A 21,334-nucleotide genomic window follows, 5' to 3' on the forward strand; every position below is an offset into this window, starting at 1 on the left:
AGTATTTGGATGCACCGATTTTTAATTTAGGATTTTAAAACTGGGGAAAAGTTTATTAAAGTGGCTGTGAAGTGTGAAGCGGTAAAAAATTAGGAGGAGAAACAAATTTGGGTAGATGTGATTTAAATGAGACCCACAAGCGTCATTTTAGCTGATTTTGATTATTCGGCGCCTAAGTCGTTAGAGGAGGCGTTGAAAGAGAAAAAGGAACGAAAAGGGGCCTATATTCTAGCTGGCGGCACTGATCTTGTTCCCAAGATGAGAGGGCAGGTAATAAAGCCGGTTCATCTCATCGATATCAGCGGCATAAAGGAGTTGGATTACATAAAGGAGCAGGAGGGAGAGGTAAGGATCGGAGCCGCGACCAAGATAAGCCGCATAATTGATTCTAAGGTAAAGATAGGGATATTGCTGGAGGCGTGCGAAAAGCTGGGAAATCCGCTAACCAGAAATAAGGCGACTATCGGGGGCAACCTCTGTAATGCCTCACCAGCTGCGGATACAGCGACACCTCTGATGGTTCTAGGCGCGCAGCTGGTTTTGAAGAGCCTCAACGGGGAAAGAGTAGTGCCAGTGGAGAACTTCTTTGTCGGTCCGGGGAAGACGGTTTTGAAAGAGGATGAGATTTTAACTGAAATCAGAATTAAGCCTCCTGAGGATGGGGCCAAGGCAAAGTTTGTGAAAGTTGGGCTGAGAAAAGCCGACGCAATCTCCGTTGTCAACTGCGCCGTTTTGTTGAAGTTTCAAAGGGGCATTGTAACAGATGCTAAGATTGCCTTGGGATCGGTTGCGCCTACGCCGATCTTGACTAAGGAGGCTCAGAAGATCTTGATCGGTAACAAATTGAGCGAGGAATTGGTGGAAAAATGTGCCCAAATTGCCGCCAATGAGGCCAAGCCGATAGATGATGTGAGGGGGTCGGCAAAATATCGAAAGCTGTTAGTTGAAGGTTGCGTTAAAAAGGCGTTGCGGGAGCTGATGGAGGGGTAGATTGTGAAAAAGTATCCTCTGGAGTTTAAGGTGAATGGGAAAAAATACAGCGTTGAAGTCAAGCCGAATATGACATTGTTGCGGCTGTTGAGAAGCCTGGGCTTCACCGAGGTGAAATCCGGCTGTGAGAAAGGCGATTGCGGTACTTGCGCGGTACTGATGGATGGTGAGCCAGTCAACTCCTGTTTGACGTTGGCCTTGCAAGCCCAGGGCAAAGAGATAACGACCGTGAAGGGTTTGGGGACCATGGAAAAACTTCATCCGATTCAAGAGGCTTTCGTAAAATACGGCGCGATTCAGTGCGGATTTTGCACACCAGGAATGGTGATCACTGCGAAGGCTTTCCTTGATAAAAATCCCAACCCCACTAGGGAAGAGATCAGAGAGGCAATTTCGGGAAATCTCTGTCGATGTACAGGTTATCAGAAGATAGTGGATGCGATTGAAGCCGCTGCTAAAAAGATGAAGGAGGCGAGATGATGGAGATGATTAAGGAATTTAAGGTAATTGGCAAGCGTTTGCCGAGCCATGACGCTGTGGAGAAAGTTACCGGGCAAACGAAGTATGCAGACGATTTTGCCCTGCCCGGCATGCTCTACGGCAAGATATTAAGGGCGAAATATCCTCACGCTAGAATCAAAAGCATCGACACCAGCAAGGCGGAAAAACTTGACGGCGTCTATTGCGTGTTGACTCATAAGGACGTTCCCAACAACGTCATTGTTACTCGTTTTGGCCAGACTAGAGCAGTTGGTGGTTTTGAGGGGACCTTTAGAGTGTTGGCCGAGGGCAAGGTTAGATATTACGGTGAACCTGTCGCCTTAGTAGCAGCTGAGACCGAGGAGATAGCTGAGAGAGCCATTGACCTGATAGGGGTGGAGTATGAGGAATTGAAAGGTGTTTTCGATCCAGTCGAGGCCATGGATCCCAAGGCGCCGAAGGTTGAAGACGGAAAAAGCAACGTGATTGCTAGGTTTAAGATTAGAAAAGGGGATGTTGCCAAAGGCTTTAAGGAGGCCGATGTCATCGTCGAGAATGAATATATGTCGCAGTTTCTCGACCACGCCTATCTGGAGCCAGAGGCGGGCGTGGCTTGGGTTGAGGACGATGGCTCCCTCACCATCAGAGTATCAACGCAGGTCATCGAGCACTACCGTGAAATAGCGCATGTGTTGGGAATTCCTGAGAGCAGGGTCAGAGTGATCACGCCTAAGATCGGTGGTGGGTTCGGTGGCAAAGAAGACATCACCGTGGAATATTATTTGGCTCTGCTGGCTTGGAAGACGGGAAGACCGGTGAAAATAGTTCAGACTAGAGAAGAATCCTTGTCTTTCCGTTCCAAGAGGCACCCCTACAAGTTCAAGTATAAGACTGGTGTCAAGAAGGATGGTAAGATAGTCGCTGTCGAGGCCGAGTTGATATCAGATGCTGGGGCATATATGACACTGAGCCCGTGGGTCCTGCTTTATTCTACGGTTAACGCGGTTGGTCCCTATAATGTGCCCAACGTGAAGGTGGATGCCTACACAGTGTTGACGAACCATCCGCCCTCTGGAGCTTTTAGAACCTTTGGTGCTGGTCAAGCCTGTGTCGCCTATGAACAACAGATGGATGAGGTAGCGAAGAAGTTGGGGATGGATCCCGTTGAGTTCAGGAAGAAGAATTACCTCAAGAAGGGCGACACGATGGCCAACGGCTGGAAGATCCCGAACACGGTTGCCCTGCACGAGACCACCGACCGGGTCTTAAAGGCCTTGGGTAAAAAGCCCAAGCCATCGGGTCCCAAGAAGCTCGTCGGGATGGGAATAGCCTCAGGGATGTGCAGCTATGGAAGAATGATTTTCCTGCACGACACTTCCCGGTCAAAAGTCCGTCTGGAACTGGATGGAAGCGTGACCATTGAATGCGGGGTTCAAGATGTCGGCGCGGGTCAGGAAGCGTCACTTTGTCAAATAGTCAGCGAGGTTTTGGGAGTCCCGTTGAAAAAAGTTAGAATAATTTCAGGAGACACTGCCGCGACGCCGATAGCGGGAACCACGACGGCCACTAGGCAGCTGTACATGTCCGGCAATGCCACCTATAAGGCAGCGATGAAGGTGAGGGACAACATCCTCACCAAGGCGAGCGAAATTTTAGGAGTTGACAAATCAGAGCTGGTTATTGAAGATGAAAAAATCAAGAAGAAGGGAGAAAAGGAGGGCATAAGCCTTAGAGACGTTGCGGTAGCCTGTGCTGAGGAGGGAATTGAGCTGTTTTGCGAGGCCCAATTCAATGCACCTTTTGGCGAAGTTCCTGATCCCGAGACCGGACAAGGCAGGGTTTTTCCAGATTTTACCTATGGAACCGCGGGGGCAATAGTAGAAATAGACACGGAAACCGGTGAGGTTGAGGTATTGAAGATAGCCTCAGCGTTTGATGTCGGCACGGCGATTAACCCGATGAGAGTCGAGGGACAGATCGAGGGCGGAGTCTCCATGGGTATAGGCTGGGCTCTGACTGAGGATGTAAAGTTTGAGAAGGGCATCGCTAAGGCGCAATCGTTTGCGGAGTACATCATCGCTACCGCCGTCGATGTTCCGGATATAAAGTCGATAATTGTTGAAAACCACGATGGCTTGGGCCCATTTGGTGCCCGTGGGGTGGGCGAAGTGGTGCTTGCCCCAGTTCCTCCGGCCGTGATCAACGCTGTGGCTGACGCGCTGGGAAGAAGGATAAAGGATTTGCCCATTACGGGAGAAAAAATATTACTGACGCTTAGAGAAAAAAGTTAGGTAACTACCTCCTCCGCCGATGATGGGATAGATTTCAACCTCTTTCCTTCCCTTGAGAAAAGCGTCTGTATCTAGGAGTACTGAGACGCTGGATCCGTCCTTTAGCTCCTTGCCGGGTTCAGCGGTTTTGGCTATCACTTTTATGTAGGGCTTTATTCCGTGCTTGGGGTCTAGGACATATTCTTCAAAGGGCTTTCCGTATTTTTCCGAGAGTTTTTTCATCAAGTCGAGGACAGTGCTGTTTTCTTTCAGCTCCACGATCGTCTGGGGTTCGCCGGTGAATTCCTTGATCCTAGTATAGAATTTTACCTTGACCTTCATGAGAGCCATCTTCATTGTTACTTTCCTACAAACAGTTATAATTATTTTTCAATTTTGATTTTTCGTTTTGTGAAAATGTGGTATGAAAAAGGCATTAAGATATGCGAACCCCGCGGAACCTTAAACTTGGCGTACTAACGGCCGCGGAAGCTCCCCAAGGTATGATTTGCTGTGGAACTTTACCAACGCCGTCCAATTTCTTGAGCAGCCGAGGTAAGTTTTCATGGATTCTTACTTGTTTGATGGCACCCTTAACTTCCCCATCTGAGATCAGAAAACCGCACCGCGAGGTTGTGGAGAAGTCTCCCACTTGGGGGGTAATGGGATAGGTATACCAAATTCGCGAGAGCAGAAGACCGTTTCTAGTATCTTCTCTCAGTTCATCAGATCCAGCGTTTCCCGGTTGAACCACGAGATTTGTTATGTAGGGCGTCGGACTGCTTTGGTAGCTACGCCCGAAATCACCCAAGCGAAAACCATTTCCAGTGCTTTTTTTTCCCGCTAGACCCCCGTAGTACCAGTCATAGATAAATCCCACCAGCCTGCCTTCTTTTATGAGCGGAGTTTTTCGTGTGGGCGAACCCTCATCATCAATGGTTTTCGAGTAGAGCCCTGATGGCATATTGCCCCAGTCATCAATACTGAAAACTTCTGAAGCCACCATTTTCTCCAAACAGTCTCTGAAGTATGAAATTTGGTCGTAGACATCTTTGCCGTTGATTGCGTATGCCAGCACGTGGTAGAGAAGTTCTGCCGCAGCGTTTGGTTCTAAGACTACATCATAAATGCCGGGTTTTACTTTCTTGGCTCTTAATGATTTAATAGCGAGTTCCGCAGCTTGTTTTCCGATTAGGCTTGGCTCAAAATTGCCCAAGGTGGTGCTTCCCATCCATCCTTGGCCCTCCCCCCTGTCTAAGCCGTTAGCTTCCGCAGTTAGATGGCCGAGGATCTTGGTTGTGGCGTCGGTAGCCTCAACTCCATTAGTATTTGCCACCGCACACCTTTCCGTCATCAAATTGATGGCTCCTGAAACTTCGACAATTTTTTTATCAAAATCTAAAGCCGACTGCAACATTTCTTCTGCTAGCTCAACTATTTTTGAACGGCAAATTTCTGCTAAATCTCGATCGTAAATGGCTGAAGGTTTGCTGGCTCTTTTAGGCGTAGGGAAACCATTGAATTTTGGATTCGGTGGCCTAGCCCGAGCGATGGCAAGGGCGCGTTTCACAAGTTCTTGATTGAGTTCATTGCCGCTGCAAAAACCAACCTTATTTTTTATCGCAGCACAGATATTGATACCACTATCTTGAACTAGTTTAGTTTCCACGACACGATTCGAGGCAATTCTTATTGTTACGACTACATTGTCTGACGCAAATGCCTCCGCTTCATCGGCACCCAACTTTACCGCGAAATTAAGGGCGCGTTGAACTCTGGAGATCACTTATCTTACCCCCGCCACCATTGCAACTCCTCTCAGATGCGGTCCCCCGTTCCCGACCCCTATGGTTTGCATTGGGTCACCCTTGCCGCAGTTCGGCACCGGTCTCATCTCGAAATCTTTACCCACAGCGTCCACACTGTTGAAAAAATCAGGAGCAACTCCAACAATCGATGCACCTCTATAAGGTCCGGTTATTTCACCATGTTTAATCTGAAATGCCTCCTTGGCACTGATTTGGAAATTGTAGCGTCTGGAGTCTATGCTGGGGATTTTCTGTCCCTTGAGGTAGACACCATCCTTTACTTCAAAGAGTTCTTCCTTCTCAAAATCACCGGGCTCGATGAATGTGTTGCTCATCCTGATTAAGGGAAGATATTGAAAGCTCTGGGCACGCATGTTGCCGTTGGGAATAACACCAAATTCAGCCGCAGTTTCTCGACTGTGCATGTGTTCGTTTAAGATCCCATCCCTAATCAGCTCCTTGCGACGTGCAGGCGTGCCCTCGTCATCGTATTCATAATAACCCAGTGCACCTTTTACTCGAGGATCGTCTGTTGCGTTCAGCAGTTTTGATCCAATTCTTTTCCCAATCATTCCAGCCCACCATGCTTTCCCCGCCCACGCGGCTTCTCTCCCAAGTACGCGATCAGCCTCGCTGGGATGGCCAATTATTTCATGGCACAGAAGTGCCACCAGATCTTGGTCTAAGACTACAGTGGTCTTTTTATCCGGCATCGTTTTAGCAGCGGCTAACTTACTTGCCCTTTGCCCGACGTTTTTTGCTTTTTCTGGCAGATTGAAATTTTCAATGATTTCATAACCGCCAGAACCACCAGCCATTTCATCCATATATTCTACAACTGCACCGCGTTTGGCGAGAGCAAATGTTTCGCAGTAAGTTAGGGTGTTTTGAAACATGATTTCGGCCCCCTCACTGCTCATGAAAAGTTTTTGTGTTTTCTCCCAAGCTATGTAAGTTGTGGTGTGTTTGATGAACCTATCAACGCGAGCGCACCCATCGCCGTCAAGGCACAGTTCCACCTTTTCTTCGACGGGTATGTCCAACGGATCCTTAATAATATTTGTTATGATCGTGTCTCTATTTACAGGGATTTTCGAGAGGGTATGTGGTTTCGTTTTTTGAGCACTTTTCCCCATACTGACGGCAGCGGCAACTGTTTTTCTAAGAGAGCGTTTGTTCAGATCCGTGCAGGAGGCAAACCCCCACGTTTTTAGAAGCACTCTTAGCCCTAGGCCGTGCATTTCCTCCGATTTAGCTCGTTCAACTTTGCCATCCTTGACAACCACCATTTCCCCGATTGATCTTTCAAGGCGCACGTCGGCGTATTTGGACCCAGCTTTCAGAGCCTCATTGATCGCATATGCGGCAAGATCCGTTGCCACTTCCAAACGCTCACCATCAACAGATTCACATTGGAGTCTAAAGCTTTTCACAGGTAGGGAAAAGTTCTAATTGTGCATCGTCTAGGGTTCGATTGTATGAAGAACTTCAGCGAGAGGGTTAAAATCATTTTTTATAAGGGCGGCAAATTTTTGGTTTATCCTGGGGTCTATGAACCAGCCGATGATACCTTTTTGATCGCTGATAATCTTGACGTTAAGAGCGGTGAACGAGTACTTGAGTTGGGCACTGGATGCGGTTTATTGGCCATTTTGGCGGCAAAAGCGGGTGCCAAAGTTGTGGCCACCGATATCAGCCAGACAGCGCTTGAATGCGCTCGAGCAAATGCGATTGAAAACTTGGTCTCTGATAAGATAGATTTTCGATGTGGTGATTTGTTTGATCCGGTGGATGGGGAATTATTTGACGCCATAATTTTCAATCCACCCTATCTACCGGTAGAACCTGAGGAGAGATTTAACGAGCCGCTTGAGATGGCTTGGAATGGGGGAAGTAACGGCAGAGAAGTTATTGACAGATTTCTCAATGAACTTCCACTTCGTCTTAGGGTAAGAGGAAGGGCCCTTTTTGTGCACTCATCACTTTCAAATCCTTCTCAGACGGTTCGATTCCTTGAGACCAATCATTTTAAATTTAAAACGGTAAGGATAAAGATGTTTTTTGAGGAGCTTTTTCTTTTTCAGTGTTTCAGGTGCTGAGAAGGCCCTTTTATCATGTACAGTTCAAATTTTTGTTAGACGTGGGTTAATGGGTTTGGGTGTAACATATGAATTCAGAATTGATGGCCGAAATTGAGAGGAGGGCTCAAGGCCTGAAACTACCACCAGACCAGTTGGCAAAGATGATAGATCACGCCCTGCTTTATCCTGATAGTCCCCGCAGTTCCTTTAAAAATCTCTGTCTTGAGGCCAAAAAATACCATTTCCATTCAGTCTGCGTGAATCCGGCATGGGTCAAATTTTGCTCCGAGGAGCTGATGGATACTGATGTAAAGGTGGTGGCAGCGGTTAGTTTTCCCTTTGGTCAGATGACGCCTATGATGAAGGCAATGGAAGCAAGCGAGGCGGTTGAGAACGGTGCCAGCGAGGTTGACATGGTGATGAATATCGGTGCTTTCAAGAGTAAGGACTATGATTACGTCAGGGAAGACGTTGAAGCCGTGGTGGAAGCGGTGGGGGGAAAAATTGTCAAGGTAATTATTGAAGCCGGATATCTCACCGATGATGAAGTGGTTAAAGCGTGTGAAATCGTTAGACAAGCTGGGGCCCATTTTGTTAAGACAGCGACTGGGTTTGGACCTTCCGGAGCCACGGTTCGTCAGGTTTATTTGATGAGGAAGACAGTCGGTGAAAACTTTGGCGTTAAAGCTTCGGGAGGAATCAGAAACTTGCGAGATACTTTACTGATGATTGCTGCAGGCGCCAATCGAATAGGCTCCAGTTCCAGCGTTAGGATAATTGAGGAATGCAAGGCGGCCGAATTCAATAGAAGTTTTGAAGACACGTTCAACAAGATTTTTACCATACCACGATGAGTAAAGCAGGTCGGTGCTATCATGGGAAAGCGTCCAAGGAAATGGAAGAAAAAAGGCCGCATGCGCTGGAAGTGGGTTCGGAAGCGGATGCGGCGCAAAATGCGAAGGATCAAGCAGAGAGCTGGCGGCTAGTTTTTGAGTCGGTCGTAACACCACAATGGACTCGGCGAAAACTATTTATAAATTGGATTAATAATCCAACCAGGGGATAATTTGGATTTGAGAGGGAAGATGGTAAAATGGCTCTATGGCGGCAAGACGGCCGAACAGGCGCTGGCCAAGAGATTTAAGATCTTCGTTCTGGTCGCTATTGGGCTCATCGCCGTCAGTAAACTACTCTATCTAGGCGGTGTCATGCCCATCCCAAATCTCGAGCTAATTCTTCCGACCCTTGTAGTTATAGGATCTCTATCGTTGTACTGCGGGAATTCTAAATCTTGGGGTCGCTTGGTGAAATACTTCGGCGTTATTGCTTTGATCAGCGTATATTTAGTAGACTTGGCATTTTGGGGCCCGAACCCGATTTACGCATTCACTTGGTCCGGTTTTATAATTGTTTGGCTAATCAGTATGAAAAACAAGCTGTCGGCATTTGACCGGTTCAAGAAGTTACTTTATAAGACGACGCTAACAGCCGCTTTCGGGATTCTGATCTTTGATATCTGGACGGCATTCGGTTGCTGGCTGGGTTGGGGAGAAAAATCCATCGCTGGACTTATAGCCATCTACTTAGCGCAGATCCCTTTCACCCTCTATCACCTGGCCTCAATTGTCTTCGTGCCCCCTCTACTTGGGCTTGGAAAATTGATGATGAAGGTTAGGGTGCCCGTCTCAGTAGCGGTCAATGTTGGTTCTGGCGTCAGGACCAAAGAGAGTTGAGTGGAGGTGGAAGGTTGAATAAGGGGCTTGCAGCACAAGTTTTGGCGCTGGTCATCGTTGTCGGCTTTCTCGGCTTCGCTGGCGGCTACTACCTTGCGGGCGGAATGGTCAAGCAGACAGAACAGTACACCTATGGAGAGAACATAACAGTCAGGGTTAAGATAGCTGATCTCGGCATTGATAAAGAGGTAACACTCTGTAAGGGCATGACACCCTTTGATGCCCTCTTGAAAGTGGCTAGCATGAGAACGGAGTTTTACGAAAGCTTTGGTGCCTCAATAGTTACGGAGATCGGAGGACTGCAGCAGAGCTGGGGATATCGGGTAAATGGCGTTGAGCCTACTGTGGGGATGCAGGATTACCAGCTGAGGGATGGAGACTTACTCGAGCTAGTTAAGCTCGTTTGGTGAGGGTTCTGGCCGCGGCCCTAGCTCCAGCCTCAGCAGTCAACAGGTCTTTACCGGCACCGATGATCACAACGTCGCCTTCATTCGGTTGAAGAGTTTTAATTATTTTTTCGCTAATTTCTTTCTTGATTCCCATAAAACCGCCAGGGATCTTGAGCTTACCTCCTTTAAAGATAAGCACGGTGGCACCATCAGCCCCAACCTTTATGGCCTCGTCCCTTTGTTCAATCCCCCGTTTGACCCTATTCGCAGCACCCCTGACGATAGTAGCCACATTGACCTTGCCAACTGCTAAACCGCCAGCTTCAACCGGGATAAAGGGTTGAGGTTCTCGGAGTAAAATTTTCCCCTTCTCAGTTAAGAAGTGCCCGCCTTTGGATGAAGTTATCAATCCTTCATTCTTCAAGTGGTCCAAAATAGTTCGGACGCTGCCTTCACCAATTCCAAGCTTGCTGGTGAGCTGTTTACGTCCTATTCGTTTATGTTTGGATATCAGCTCAAGAGCCAACTGGACATGAATTTTAGAAAAACGAGGTAGCGGTCCTTTTGTTTTAGGCATGTTTGTCTTATTCCCGGACGATGTGGGTTCCGGTTTTGCCTTCCAGTGCTTCGGTTACCTTGTCTAGTGAACTGATGATCGCCCGTTTGCCCCCCCATTCTAAGAAACGGATACAAGCCTTTACCTTTGGTCCCATGCTGCCAGCCAAAAAGTGACCCTCACTGAGATAACGTTTTGCCTCCTCTATAGTCATTTTAGATATTTCTTTCTCGTTAGGTTTGCCGAAGTTCAGCTTTACTTTCTCCACATCTGTGAGAATTAGAAAAGTATCGGCGTTGACAACTTCGGCTAGCCTTTCCCCCGCCAGATCCTTGTCGATAACGGCGTCGACACCACGATAGTTACCGTTGTCGTTTAAAATTACAGGGATGCCTCCACCACCAGAGGCGATGACAATTATCCCGGCATCGACCATTTTTCTTATAGCCTCGGCTTCAACGTTAGCTATTGGATCCGGAGACGGAACTACGCGCCTCCAGCAGCGGTCGCCCGTGGGTTTGACTTTCTTGAAGATGTATTCGGGGTGTTTGGCCTTTTCCTCCTTAACCTCAGCTTCGGTGAGAAAGTTGCCGACAGGCTTGGAGGCATTTTCGCCTTGAAACTCTGGATCGTTCTTATCGACTAAAACGCGGTTCACCACAGCAATGATTTGTTTGTTGATGCCTAGGCTTCTCAACTGATTGTCGAGCATCTGTTGTAGCATGTAGCCTATCTGTCCCTGAGTCATGGCTCCCAAGACATCCATATCTTGTGGTGGAATCACGGCCTTGGCCAGGTCCTGTTGCACGGCTAGGTTGCCGACCTGCGGGCCGTTGCCGTGGGTTATAATAAGCCGATCCTCTGGTCCCATTTTTTTGACCACTTGGGCGAGCAAAGCCGCCGTTTTTTTACAGTTTATAAACTGTTCTTGGGTGGTGCCTTTTTCGTGTGCTTGTTTGATGGCATTTCCACCTAAGGCGACCAACAATCTCAAGTCATCACCTTATCTCCCATCGCCAGATACCTTATAAAAATATTGGTCATCCTCATCCTTTAGGGAAGCCCCTTTATCAGCGCCACCAGTAGTGCCTTCTGCACGTGCATCCGGTTTTCGGCTTGGTCCCAGACCGCAGAGTGTGGGCCGTCGATTACCTCGTCGGTGATTTCTTGGCCCCGATGTGCCGGTAGGCAGTGCATCACGATAGCAGTGGGTTTGGCCTTTTTAACCAGATTTGAGTTAACTTGATATTTTTTGAAAATTTCCATGCGCTTCTTGGTTTCTTCCTCTTGACCCATAGATACCCAAACATCTGTGTAAATAACGTCGGCGTTTTTCACAGCTTTTTCCGGGTCGTTCTGTATTTCAACAAAGCTCCCACTCTTTGTCGCGCTGTTTTTGGACCAATTTACGATTTCAGCAGGAGGTTCGTAACCACTGGGGCACGCAGCGTGGAAGTTCACACCCATCAATGAGCATCCTTCCATAAGGGAGACACACACGTTGTTACCATCACCAATCCAAGCCACGTTAAGTCCCTTTAGCTTACCAAATTTTTCTCTGATGGTCATAAGGTCGGCCAGCGCCTGACATGGATGGTGGAGATCTGTCAACCCGTTTATTACTGGAACACTGGAGTATTTGGCGAGTTCTTCCGCGTCGTGGTGTTTGAAGAGTCTCGCCATGATTGCGTCTACGTAGCGGGAAAGTGTTCTGGCGGTGTCAGCGATGGTTTCACCGCGGCCGAGTTGGAGGTCGTTCATTCCCAAGTAGATGGCGTGGCCACCTAGTTGCGTCATACCGGTCTCAAAGCTGACTCTGGTTCTAGTTGACGGTTTGGCAAAAATCATGCCTAGAGTTTTCCCATGGAGAATTTCATGAGTTTTACCTTCTTTGGTTTCCCTCTTCAGCTGCTCAGCTAGGTTCAATATTGATTCAATTTCTCCAGCGCTCAGGTCATGAATTGCCAACAGGTTGCGGCCCTTCATTTTTTAACCTCTGCGATAATACAATCAAGCTCGCTTATTAAGCTATCGATATGTTTTTGTTCCACGATCAGCGGAGGGACAAATCTTAGCACTTTGTCGGCGGTACAATTTATCAGAAAACCGCGTTCCCGAGCTTTAACCACGATAGTTTCCGCGGTTGATTTTTCGTTCATTTCCAGCCCCAAGAGTAGGCCGATGCCTCTAGCCTCCTTTATGCACCGGTATTTTTCAGCGAGTTCATTCAGAGACTTCAGAAAATATTTGCCCATTTTTGCTGCACGTTCAGGGAGCTTCAGTTTCCGCATAGTCTTCACCGTAGCGATTGCGGCGGAGCAAGCTAGGGGATTTCCTCCGAAGGTTGAAGCATGATCACCGGGACTGAAAGATTCCATGATTTCTTTTTTTGCTCCCATGCAGCCGATTGGGAAGCCACCCCCTAGGGCTTTGGCCATGGTGATTTCGTCGGGTAGCACATTCCAGTGTTCACAGGCAAACCATTTTCCCGTGCGTCCCATTCCGGTTTGAACTTCGTCGCAGATTAGCAGCAGACCATTTTCATCGCAGATTTTTCTCAGGCCAGGCAGGTAGTCATCAGAAGGAATGTTGACACCCCCTTCTCCCTGGACCGGTTCAACGATGACGGCTGCAGTTTGATTTCCAACGGCATTTTCCACGGCCTCTAGGTTATTGAACGGCACGAAGTCGAATGCCTTTGGGATCAGGGCTTTGAATGGTTCTCGGTAGGAGTGTTTCCAAGTGGCACCAACGGTAGCTATTGTTCTGCCGTGAAACGATCCCTGCATGGCGATAATCTTTCTCCTTTTGGTGTGCTTTATAGCCAGCTTGAAGGCAGCCTCAACCGCCTCCGCTCCCGAATTGCAGAAGAAGAATTTGCTAATCGACTCAGGAGCTATTTTTACCAACAGAGCAGCGAGTTCGGCCTGAGGCTGGATGTGATATAGGTTTGAGATGTGTATTAGCTTTCTCGCTTGGGTGGTGATTGCCTTGACCACTTCCGGATGGCAATGCCCCAAGGAGCAGACGGCAACGCCGGCAACGAAGTCCAAGTATTTTCTTCCTTTAGAATCCCACACAAACATGCCACGTCCTTTTACGATGGTTAGAGGCTGGCGTTTGTAGGTTTGGGCGATGTAGCGTTCGGTCGTTTTTATGGCGTCCATTTTACTTGCCTCGCACGATCATCGTGCCGACGCCGGTTTCGGTCAATATTTCGAGTAGCAGGACATGGGGTATGTTTCCGTTGATGATGTGGCAGCGTTCCACACCCAGCTGGAGGGCTTTCAGACAGGCCTCTACTTTAGGTATCATCCCCTTCTTGACGATCCCTTGCTGAATCAGTGACTGAATTTCGTCCACCGTCAACGTTGATATTAAAGTTTTTTCGTCGTTCGGGTCTCTCATCACTCCCATGACGTCAGTTATTATGACCAGTTTTTTAGCACGCATGGCGCCAGCTAGTTCGGCAGCCACCATGTCAGCATTGATGTTTAGGCTGCGTCCTTCCGCATCTATGCCAATTGGGGCAATAACGGGGATACAGCCTGCCTTTAGAAAGTTATGAATTATCGCCGGATCGATCTTTTCCACCTCTCCAACCAGCCCGAGATCGATTTCCACCTCTTTCCCCTTGCTGGTGGTGGTTTTGTAGATAAGCTTGCGCGCGCGGATGAGGTTCCCATCCATTCCTGAAATCCCAAAGGCTTTTCCCCCGTGGTGGTTTATTCCTAAAACTATTTGTTTATTGATCTTACCGGCGAGCTGTTCGTGCAAGATTTCCATCGTTTTTTCATCGGTAACGCGAAGTCCCTCGATAAACTTGGGTTTCACGCCACTTTTGCGCATTTCCTCACTGATTTCCGGCCCGCCACCATGAACGATGACCATTTTCATGCCAAAGAGGTTTAGAAGCACTACGTCCTGCAGAAGGGTGTTCAGCATTTCCTCATTGCTGATTACCCTGCCTCCCATCTTCACGACAATGATTTTGTCGTGGAACTGCTGTATGAAAGGGAGTGCCTCCAGCAGTACTTTTGCCCGTTCGGTCATTTTGGCACTGTTATTCATACCATCATTATTCAATACAATTTGTTTTATGGATAAAAAACTATTCCAGACGTTTTCTCTTGTCCCTTTTCAAGGATTAAAAATGTTTAAGGGAGCTGAGTCTAGTCCCAGCTCCCTGCTATGGCGCTGATTCCAAAATCACTGTCTAAGTTGTCAAGGCTAAGGTTCTCCAAGTCGTTGAGCATCTCTTCAATCGTGGCGAAATCATCTGAAGTTGGCTCCGGAGTCGTTGTCGGGCTTTTCGTTTCTATAGCAGTCTGACTCGTGCTGGTGGTTTCGGAGGAAACGGTGGTTGGGATAAGAAAAATAGCCGCCGCAATGGCCGCCACCGTTATTATTGCTATGACGGCCGCAATCTGGACTCCTTTCATCTGAGACCCCATCCTACGCTGCTTCCCCGGTTTCTAGGACTACAGTAATCCCGCTGGCGTTCCATGATCCTTCTTGGGTGCGATTTTCACCATAGACTTTGTAGGTTCCATAACCGGTTAGTCTGACCCTGCCGGTCCCTGAGGCAAATATATCAATGCCGTTTCCGTTGAGGTCGACAGTTATGTCAGTTCCTGTGATTAAGGCGTTATCGTAACCTTGGTATTGGGTGAATCCGTTTCCGAGTAGAGTTTTAGTTCCGTCTCCATAGGTAGTTACCGTTGCGTTTGGTGATACAATAAAGTTGCCATTGATAGGCGCCCTGATCTCGACGGTGCCGGTTCCGGTTAAGTGAACACTGCCGTTGCCTTGTGCAACGAGAGTTCCAGAACCTTGTATCGTTACGTGGTAGGCGTGTCTTTTCATTTCCATAATGGCGTTTTTAAGATCATTCAGAGCATCCTTGAGGTACTGTACGGCTTTCCTTACCTTGTTTTGTATAGCGCTGTACATCTCGGGAAAACTGGTGTTTTCGTTGATCTGAGTGACTAGGTTTTCGGCTTCGGCCACTACCTGTTCGGCAACTTCAATTTTAAGGCGGGCATCGGCGACCCAGTTTTCCAGCGTAGAAGTGTCGATCCCGTTTTCCTTCATCAGCTGAATTTTTGCCTCAACGTTGCCCACGATCGTTCTTACTCTTTGCACCATACCCTCCGTGAACTCAATCATCATTAGCCCAGTCATTTGCTTGAGTCTCACGCGAACTCTCAGCCAGTACTGGTGTAGTTCTCCGGCAGCTGCCCTTATCTGCTGTTCTTCGCCTGCGTTATTGATGTTCAGTTGTTTGGCACGAATTTCGTTTATGTAGTTGTCGATTTCAGCGTAGAGCCTTTCCTTCTGATTTTCCGATATTCCTATTGAGGCCTCGATTCTAGCTCTGATCATTTCCATGTTCTTTATCATAAGGTCAGCAGCTTTGGAGGCCGCTACCCTAGCAGCGTTCATTAACTGTTGGAAGTTCTGTTGATTTTTATTTCCTCTCCATTGCGACATCGCTTTATTGAATTCGTTGTTGGCGTCGTTCCAGTCCGAATAAGTGCTCCGGTACTCATTCTTCGCTCGCTCGTAGTTGCTCTTTGCTTTTTCGTAAGGTTGGGCACTTACCGCAGGCGCCATGGCTATAACCATCAGCGCCAGCATTATTGTGGCTATTATTTTTGTTTTCATTTTTATCCACCTTTTCGCGTTCGGGTTAAACTCCCCGCGCGGCCCCTATCGCGCGCGCGGATCATTGATTTTTCAAACACAAGTTGCCAAGAAAAATTTTTTAAATATACTTTCCTTTTCTTGAGTTAGAAAAGCCTATAAATTTCTCCTATTGCTTTACAAAGCTTTATAATGGCTTCAATTACTTTAATCAAACAAAAGAATTTTAAGTTAGACTTTTAAAACTCAACACATGATGAAAAAGTTTCTCTTAGCATTCACGTTTGTGTTGGTGTTTGGTTTTTGTTCTTCGACTGTGGCGCAGGAGGACTTTGCCAAAGTTCACGGCACCGTCTACTACTGGTACAATCTTGAGCCCTTGAGGAACGCGATAGTTGAGGTGAATAGCACTCCGGTGCAAGTTTATGTGGCCAAAAATGGTGAGTATAGTTTCAACCTGCCTCCGGGAAATTATGTGATTACAGCCCGTTATTATCGAGATAACGTCCTCCTTTATTACGCGGAGGAGAATTTGACCATCTTGGAGGGGGGAGGCGAATATATCATAGATTTGATCGCTTTCCCGTTGTTTGAGGATGTTGAAATTGCTGATGAAACGAACTTGGTGCCCTCTATCGAAACACCGGAAAGTGGAGGTCTCTGGATAATTTCTGCCGCAATCGGGGCAGCGGTTTTTATTTTAGCAGTAGGTGTTTTTTATTATTTGAAAAAACGCCGCAAAAGGTTGCCGGAGCCTAAAGCTGAGCCGTCACGGGAGACGATTAAATATGTAGGATTGCCAGCAGACCTTCAGGAGATAGTTGATAAGATAAAGGAGGCTGGCGGTAGGATCACTCAGCTTGAGCTGAGGGAAAAACTACCCTACTCGGAAGCCAAAGTGAGCCTGATGTTAACGGACTTGGAGAACCGGGGCTTGATTCGAAGGATAAAGAAGGGCAGAGGTAACGTGATCATTTTGAGTGAAGTAGGCTAGTTTGCCAGTTTTTGGTCTTCACTAACTAAAAGGTTAAAATCAGCATTGTTCCAAGTTAGATGGGGCGCCGGATGGTAACTCGCGGCATCATCATCGGTCGTTTTCAACCACCGCATCTGGGGCATCTGGAGATTTTTAAGCAGATACTCAAGGAGGTTGACGAGTTGATAATTGGCGTCGGAAGTGCACAGGAGAGCCACACCCTTGAGAACCCGTTCACCGCGGGGGAGCGCGTGCTCATGCTGGTGAGGTCGCTGACCGAGGCCAAGGTTGATTTGACGCGCGTGCACATAATACCAATCCCGGACGTTCATAACAACGCGGTTTGGGTTTCGCACGTGGTTTCACTTTCCCCACCATTTGAAGTAGCTTACTCAGGCAACCCTCTGGTGAGAAGGCTTTTCAAAGAGGCTGGTTTTAAGACCCGCTCTCCTCCGATGATAAAGCGCAAGGAATACTGGGGTCACGAGATTAGGGATAGGATGATAAACGGTGGTGATTGGGAGAGTCTCGTGCCAGAAGCTGTTGTTGAGGTCATGCGTGAGATCAGAGGAGTGGAACGATTGAAGGATCTCTCAAAGACAGATTATTTGATGAGCTAAGTTGGCTGAGGAGTTAAATTTTGATAATGTTGATTTCCTCAATGTCGAATAAATTGTTCATTTTTACCTGAAATTCAGATATCGTGTACAGAATTTCGTTTATGTAAAGCGATCTCACGACGAAGCTGGTAGGGTCCAGAGCCGTTTCTTGACTGATCGATTCTGCATGGGTAATTTTGTCCTTTAAATCTAGACCATCAGTAGGCGAAACGTTGAAGACGTATGCGCCTTGCCAGTCCCACGTTCCGTTCTCTACCAAGGTAATCGGAATCACGAGAAGATTTTTCGATTTGCTGAACAGAAAGGCCCTGTGATCGTATAAGGCATAGGAATCGGTTCCTCTTTCCCCGATTATGTATTTGGAAATCTCTTTTGGTTTTTCAGGGTCACTCACGTCGAAGATAGCCAGCTTTACACCCTGATAAAGGGCGAATTCAGCGTCTGGATAGTTGGTAGTCTCCTTCCCCAAACCGATTATATGTAATTCATCATATGGATGCAGATAATCAGAGTAGCCGGGAATTTTGAGTTCCCCTAGTATCCTGGGATTAACCGGATCAGAAAGGTCTATGACAAAAAGTGGATCCACCTTCACAAAGGTCACAAGATAAGCGCGATTGCCCATGAATCTGGCTGAGTAGATCCGTTCACCCGGCGCAAGTCCCTCGATTTTTCCCGCGACGTCAAGGTCCTTGTTAAGAACGTAAATATTGTTCTTGGCGTTGCCGCTCCAAATGTCTCCCGTTGTGGTCGCTATTCTGAAGTAATCATTGTGTTCGTCCATGGAGAATTGGTTCAGAACTTGTCCTGGAACTTCTCCTCCTACCCTGTACTCGATTTTTCCATTTAATATAGATATTTTGTGTATCTTCGTGTTGGTAAGCCATTCCTCTTTACCTTGCATGCTAACCATCTGGGCGCCGGTGTAGGTTATGTAAATGTTGTTAAGCGAATCAGGGTCGGATAATAAACCCATGTCCGGTTCAAAATCAATTTCATAATTTAAAAAAGTATTTGGACAAAAACACCTTATTTCCCTTTATTTCGACTCCCTCGTGCAACAGAAGATTTTTCTTTTTCTCGATCCCTCCAGCGTAGCCTCCAATATGGCCGTCTGATTTGATAACCCGATGACAAGGAATTTTTATTGGGTGGGGATTTTTTGCCAAAGCCCTAGCCACCGCTCTGTAGGCCTTCGGTTTCCCCATCGCTAGGGCGATTTGCTTGTAGGTCGTTACCTTCCCGCGTGGAATTTTTGCCGTCAGCTCCAGAACCTGGCGCTGGAATTCTTGCATACACCACAATATTGTTTCTTACTTATTATATCCGGAGTTCCTATCTTCTTCTGATGATCGAGATCGATGGATCGATGGGTGAGGGAGGCGGTGCGGTTCTTCGCACCGCTCTAGCGCTCGGGGCCGTGAGCGGACAGCCGATTCATATTTTTAACATCAGAGCCGGTAGAGACAAGCCCGGGCTTCAGGCGCAGCATCTCCATGGTGTCGAGGCCTTGGCAAAAATCACTGGTGCTGAGCTTCGTGGAGCGATGCTGAATTCAACCGAACTCACTTTTATTCCAGGTGAGATTCAAGCTGGCCGATACCACGTTGATATAGGCACAGCTGGTAGCACCACCTTAATTCTGCAGATACTCATGCCGGCAGTTGCCTTTGCGAGTGGGCCGGTTGATATTGAGATAAGGGGTGGGACGGACAACCCGATGGCACCACCGATCGACTATTTAAAGAACGTTACTATTCCAATACTTCGCCGCATGGGCTACCGCGGCGAGGTCGAATGTCTCAGGCGTGGACACTATCCACGAGGCGGGGGCATAGTTCGGGCAAAGATTGAACCTGTGGAGCAGTTTAAGTCTATAAGTCTTGTTAATCAAGGTAAGATATTGAGGGTGGCCGGAGTTGCCCATGCGGTGAGACTACCGCCGCGGGTAGCAACCAGAATTGCCCACGCCGCCAGTTTGGAGTTGTTAAAGTCGCTTAGGGCTCCCGTGGACATCCGGTGTGAGTCGTATCAAATTGAACAGGACCCGCACCTCGGACCCGGTGCTGGATTAACCATCTGGGCTGAAACAGATAGTGGAGCAATTATTGGTACCAGCTCGCTGGGAGAACCCGGTAAACCATCTGAAAAAGTTGGCCGTGAGGCTGCTCTTGATTTGATTGTGCAACTGAGAACAGGTGGGGCATGCGATCGCTATCTATCCGATCAGCTCATTCCCTACTTGGCCCTCGCTGAAGGTACTTCAGAGATAACCTGTACTTCGCTCACTTCACACACCATCACTAATATCGAACTGGTGCGCAGAATTCTGGGCGTGGATATTGAGGTTTTTGGGGAACTCGGTCGACCCGGTAAAATAACGGTTACTGGCATTGGGTTCAAAAAAACGGATAAATCTTAATATGTTGAGACCGAATTAAATCGAAAGTGTCATGTCGGGTGAGATCAGTGATAGATCTTGAAAAAATGGAGCAGGCTAGGCGTGAATATGTGGAGAAGATGAAAGGCATAACACTTACCGAGTTCGACCTAGATAAATGGGAGAAAATAAGGGAGAGCATTTATCCCCCGCGTCGTTTGAATCTTGACGTTATCATAGACGATACGACGTTGAGGGATGGACTGCAGATGGCGGGTCTCGTGAGTCCTTTGCCCGCCGACGCCGCCAGAATTGCTGAGTTTCTCAGGGACATCGGCGTGGAGAGGCTTGAGGTTATGACTTACACCAAGTCTGATAAGGAGGCAATCAGGATGATGCAGGACAAGGGCTTGGGAGACATGATTGCTGCTTGGTGTCGGGCTTCTAAGGAGGACGTAGATTCCGCGCTGCAGCTCGATTTTAAGCAGGTCGGAATTTCCCACCCAGTTTCCTACATTCATTTTGAGAAGTGGTCTGATGTTCCCTTGCAGGATTTGGTGAAGAGAGTAGCTGATGTTGTCCTCTATGCCAAGGACCATGGTCTGGATGTTTTTGTGCACGGTGAGGACAGCACGAGGGCCGACTGGAACTTCGAGAAGTACTTCGTAAACACGGTGGCCGAGGCCGGAGCCAGCGTCTACCGTATCTGCGACACCATTGGTTGCGGTTCTTCTGACCCAAATGATCCGCTCCCGATTGGTATCCCAATGAAGGTGAGGAAGATGAAGGAGGAGACCAAGATACCTTATCTCGAGATACACACCCACGATGACATGGGAACTTCTTTGGAGAACACCATGGCGGCGATCCGAGCTGCTTCTGGGCTTTACGACAAGATCTACGTGAGTTCTACCTTTCTTGGCATTGGGGAGCGATCCGGAAACGTGGAAACTGAGAAGATCATCATGAACTGTTATCTACACCACGGCATGAAAAAATGGGACCTCCGCTATCTGAGGGAACTCACCATTTTTATGGCCTCGGCGCTGAAGTACAACGTTCCTCTGAACAAATCCATCGTTGGAGACTTGGCTTTCGCCCACGAGTCCGGAGTCCACATTCACGGGCTCATGGCCTCGCCGTTGACCTATGAGCTTTTCCCCCCGGAACTCGTCGGGCAGAAGCGGACGATCGTGATTGGGAAGAGATCAGGTAAGCATGGTATTAGGCTGAAGCTGGAGCAGTTGACTGGGCAGAAGATTTCAGAGGACGATCCTAGGCTGGCCAAGCTGGTTGACATAATCAAGGATAAATTTGTCTCCGGATTGAGGAGATACCCAATTAAGGACACAGAGTTCAGAAATCTGGCTCAGAAAGTAGGGTTCGAGATGAAGTAGGTCCTGTG

Annotated in this window: 23 protein-coding genes; 11 read left to right on the top strand and 12 right to left on the bottom strand. The window is 47.9% G+C overall.

Going from position 1 to position 21,334, the window contains the following annotated elements; translation table 11 throughout:
* The first annotated feature begins 126 nt into the window (after positions 1 to 126).
* The 3 genes from QXT02_RS01755 to QXT02_RS01765 are packed head-to-tail and all read left to right on the top strand — an operon-like array spanning position 127 to position 3,761.
* Positions 127 to 990 carry a xanthine dehydrogenase family protein subunit M gene (locus QXT02_RS01755; protein WP_342811603.1) on the top strand — a complete coding sequence of 288 codons (864 nt, stop codon included), beginning with the start codon at positions 127 to 129 and terminating at the stop codon, positions 988 to 990.
* A gap of 3 nt (positions 991 to 993) precedes the next feature.
* The gene (locus QXT02_RS01760) at positions 994 to 1,470 is read left to right on the top strand and encodes a (2Fe-2S)-binding protein (RefSeq protein ID WP_342811604.1); all 477 of its coding nucleotides are present in this window, start codon (positions 994 to 996) and stop codon (positions 1,468 to 1,470) included.
* Entirely contained in the window at positions 1,467 to 3,761 is a 2,295-nt protein-coding gene (locus QXT02_RS01765; RefSeq protein WP_342811605.1) for a xanthine dehydrogenase family protein molybdopterin-binding subunit, read from the top strand. Before QXT02_RS01760 ends, QXT02_RS01765 begins: the two co-directional genes overlap by 4 nt.
* Here QXT02_RS01765 and QXT02_RS01770 read toward each other — a convergent pair.
* From QXT02_RS01770 to QXT02_RS01780, 3 genes are all read right to left on the bottom strand, one after another.
* Positions 3,735 to 4,097, bottom strand: coding sequence for a MoaD/ThiS family protein (locus QXT02_RS01770; RefSeq protein WP_342811606.1), 363 nt, complete (start codon positions 4,095 to 4,097; stop codon positions 3,735 to 3,737). The two genes, QXT02_RS01765 and QXT02_RS01770, sit on opposite strands and share 27 nt — an antisense overlap.
* 79 nt (positions 4,098 to 4,176) lie before the next feature.
* A complete protein-coding gene (locus QXT02_RS01775) occupies positions 4,177 to 5,526 on the bottom strand; it encodes a TldD/PmbA family protein (RefSeq protein WP_342811607.1) in 1,350 nt (449 codons plus the stop codon).
* On the bottom strand, positions 5,527 to 6,930 hold the full coding sequence (locus QXT02_RS01780) for a TldD/PmbA family protein (RefSeq protein WP_342811715.1): 1,404 nt from the start codon (positions 6,928 to 6,930) through the stop codon (positions 5,527 to 5,529). It abuts the gene before it with no gap.
* A gap of 96 nt (positions 6,931 to 7,026) precedes the next feature.
* On the opposite strand from QXT02_RS01780, the gene QXT02_RS01785 reads away from it, so the two are divergent.
* From QXT02_RS01785 to QXT02_RS01800, 4 genes are all read left to right on the top strand, one after another.
* Complete coding sequence (locus QXT02_RS01785; RefSeq protein ID WP_342811608.1) at positions 7,027 to 7,647, top strand: HemK2/MTQ2 family protein methyltransferase; 621 nt, start codon at positions 7,027 to 7,029, stop codon at positions 7,645 to 7,647.
* Positions 7,648 to 7,730: 83 nt separating this feature from the next.
* Entirely contained in the window at positions 7,731 to 8,483 is a 753-nt protein-coding gene (deoC, locus tag QXT02_RS01790) for a deoxyribose-phosphate aldolase (protein WP_342811716.1), read from the top strand.
* 231 nt (positions 8,484 to 8,714) lie between these two features.
* The gene (locus tag QXT02_RS01795; protein ID WP_342811609.1) at positions 8,715 to 9,362 is read left to right on the top strand and encodes a DUF6580 family putative transport protein; all 648 of its coding nucleotides are present in this window, start codon (positions 8,715 to 8,717) and stop codon (positions 9,360 to 9,362) included.
* A gap of 14 nt (positions 9,363 to 9,376) precedes the next feature.
* Positions 9,377 to 9,772, top strand: coding sequence for a DUF4430 domain-containing protein (locus QXT02_RS01800; RefSeq protein ID WP_342811610.1), 396 nt, complete (start codon positions 9,377 to 9,379; stop codon positions 9,770 to 9,772).
* On the opposite strand, the gene QXT02_RS01805 is transcribed toward QXT02_RS01800, so the two are convergent.
* The 7 genes from QXT02_RS01805 to QXT02_RS01835 form a co-directional block, all read right to left on the bottom strand.
* Entirely contained in the window at positions 9,756 to 10,328 is a 573-nt protein-coding gene (locus tag QXT02_RS01805; protein ID WP_342811611.1) for a DUF4443 domain-containing protein, read from the bottom strand. The two genes, QXT02_RS01800 and QXT02_RS01805, sit on opposite strands and share 17 nt — an antisense overlap.
* Positions 10,329 to 10,335: 7 nt before the next feature.
* Positions 10,336 to 11,301, bottom strand: a complete 966-nt coding sequence (gene arcC, locus QXT02_RS01810; protein ID WP_342811612.1) for a carbamate kinase — start codon at positions 11,299 to 11,301, stop codon at positions 10,336 to 10,338.
* 59 nt (positions 11,302 to 11,360) lie between these two features.
* Positions 11,361 to 12,293, bottom strand: a complete 933-nt coding sequence (gene argF, locus QXT02_RS01815; RefSeq protein ID WP_342811613.1) for an ornithine carbamoyltransferase — start codon at positions 12,291 to 12,293, stop codon at positions 11,361 to 11,363.
* Positions 12,290 to 13,474: an aspartate aminotransferase family protein gene (locus QXT02_RS01820; protein WP_342811614.1), complete on the bottom strand. Its 1,185-nt coding sequence runs from the start codon at positions 13,472 to 13,474 to the stop codon at positions 12,290 to 12,292. The genes argF and QXT02_RS01820 overlap by 4 nt, the downstream gene beginning before the upstream one ends.
* Position 13,475: 1 nt before the next feature.
* Positions 13,476 to 14,360 carry an acetylglutamate kinase gene (gene argB / locus QXT02_RS01825; RefSeq protein ID WP_342811615.1) on the bottom strand — a complete coding sequence of 295 codons (885 nt, stop codon included), beginning with the start codon at positions 14,358 to 14,360 and terminating at the stop codon, positions 13,476 to 13,478.
* Positions 14,361 to 14,479: 119 nt separating this feature from the next.
* Complete coding sequence (locus QXT02_RS01830; RefSeq protein ID WP_342811616.1) at positions 14,480 to 14,749, bottom strand: hypothetical protein; 270 nt, start codon at positions 14,747 to 14,749, stop codon at positions 14,480 to 14,482.
* 13 nt (positions 14,750 to 14,762) lie between these two features.
* Positions 14,763 to 15,974, bottom strand: a complete 1,212-nt coding sequence (locus QXT02_RS01835) for a hypothetical protein (RefSeq protein WP_342811617.1) — start codon at positions 15,972 to 15,974, stop codon at positions 14,763 to 14,765.
* A 268-nt stretch (positions 15,975 to 16,242) separates the two neighbouring features.
* Here QXT02_RS01835 and QXT02_RS01840 point away from each other — a divergent pair, with 268 nt between their 5' ends.
* Together QXT02_RS01840 and QXT02_RS01845 are read left to right on the top strand one after the other, a co-directional pair.
* Positions 16,243 to 16,947, top strand: a complete 705-nt coding sequence (locus tag QXT02_RS01840) for a hypothetical protein (protein ID WP_342811618.1) — start codon at positions 16,243 to 16,245, stop codon at positions 16,945 to 16,947.
* A 71-nt stretch (positions 16,948 to 17,018) separates the two neighbouring features.
* A complete protein-coding gene (locus QXT02_RS01845; protein WP_342811619.1) occupies positions 17,019 to 17,549 on the top strand; it encodes a nicotinamide-nucleotide adenylyltransferase in 531 nt (176 codons plus the stop codon).
* Between the two features lie 13 nt (positions 17,550 to 17,562).
* Here QXT02_RS01845 and QXT02_RS01850 read toward each other — a convergent pair whose 3' ends face one another.
* Together QXT02_RS01850 and QXT02_RS01855 are read right to left on the bottom strand one after the other, a co-directional pair.
* Positions 17,563 to 18,525 (bottom strand): beta-propeller domain-containing protein, encoded by a 963-nt coding sequence (locus QXT02_RS01850; RefSeq protein WP_342811620.1) that lies wholly within the window; start codon positions 18,523 to 18,525, stop codon positions 17,563 to 17,565.
* 19 nt (positions 18,526 to 18,544) lie between these two features.
* On the bottom strand, positions 18,545 to 18,844 hold the full coding sequence (locus QXT02_RS01855; protein ID WP_342811621.1) for an MGMT family protein: 300 nt from the start codon (positions 18,842 to 18,844) through the stop codon (positions 18,545 to 18,547).
* 53 nt (positions 18,845 to 18,897) lie between these two features.
* Between QXT02_RS01855 and rtcA the strand changes: the two genes are divergently transcribed.
* Positions 18,898 to 19,971: an RNA 3'-terminal phosphate cyclase gene (gene rtcA, locus QXT02_RS01860; protein ID WP_342811622.1), complete on the top strand. Its 1,074-nt coding sequence runs from the start codon at positions 18,898 to 18,900 to the stop codon at positions 19,969 to 19,971.
* Between the two features lie 47 nt (positions 19,972 to 20,018).
* Positions 20,019 to 21,326 carry a hypothetical protein gene (locus QXT02_RS01865; protein ID WP_342811623.1) on the top strand — a complete coding sequence of 436 codons (1,308 nt, stop codon included), beginning with the start codon at positions 20,019 to 20,021 and terminating at the stop codon, positions 21,324 to 21,326.
* Positions 21,327 to 21,334: the final 8 nt, after the last annotated feature.

This window comes from Hadarchaeum sp. (SeqCode) (assembly GCF_038871235.1).
Lineage (GTDB): Archaea > Hadarchaeota > Hadarchaeia > Hadarchaeales > Hadarchaeaceae > Hadarchaeum.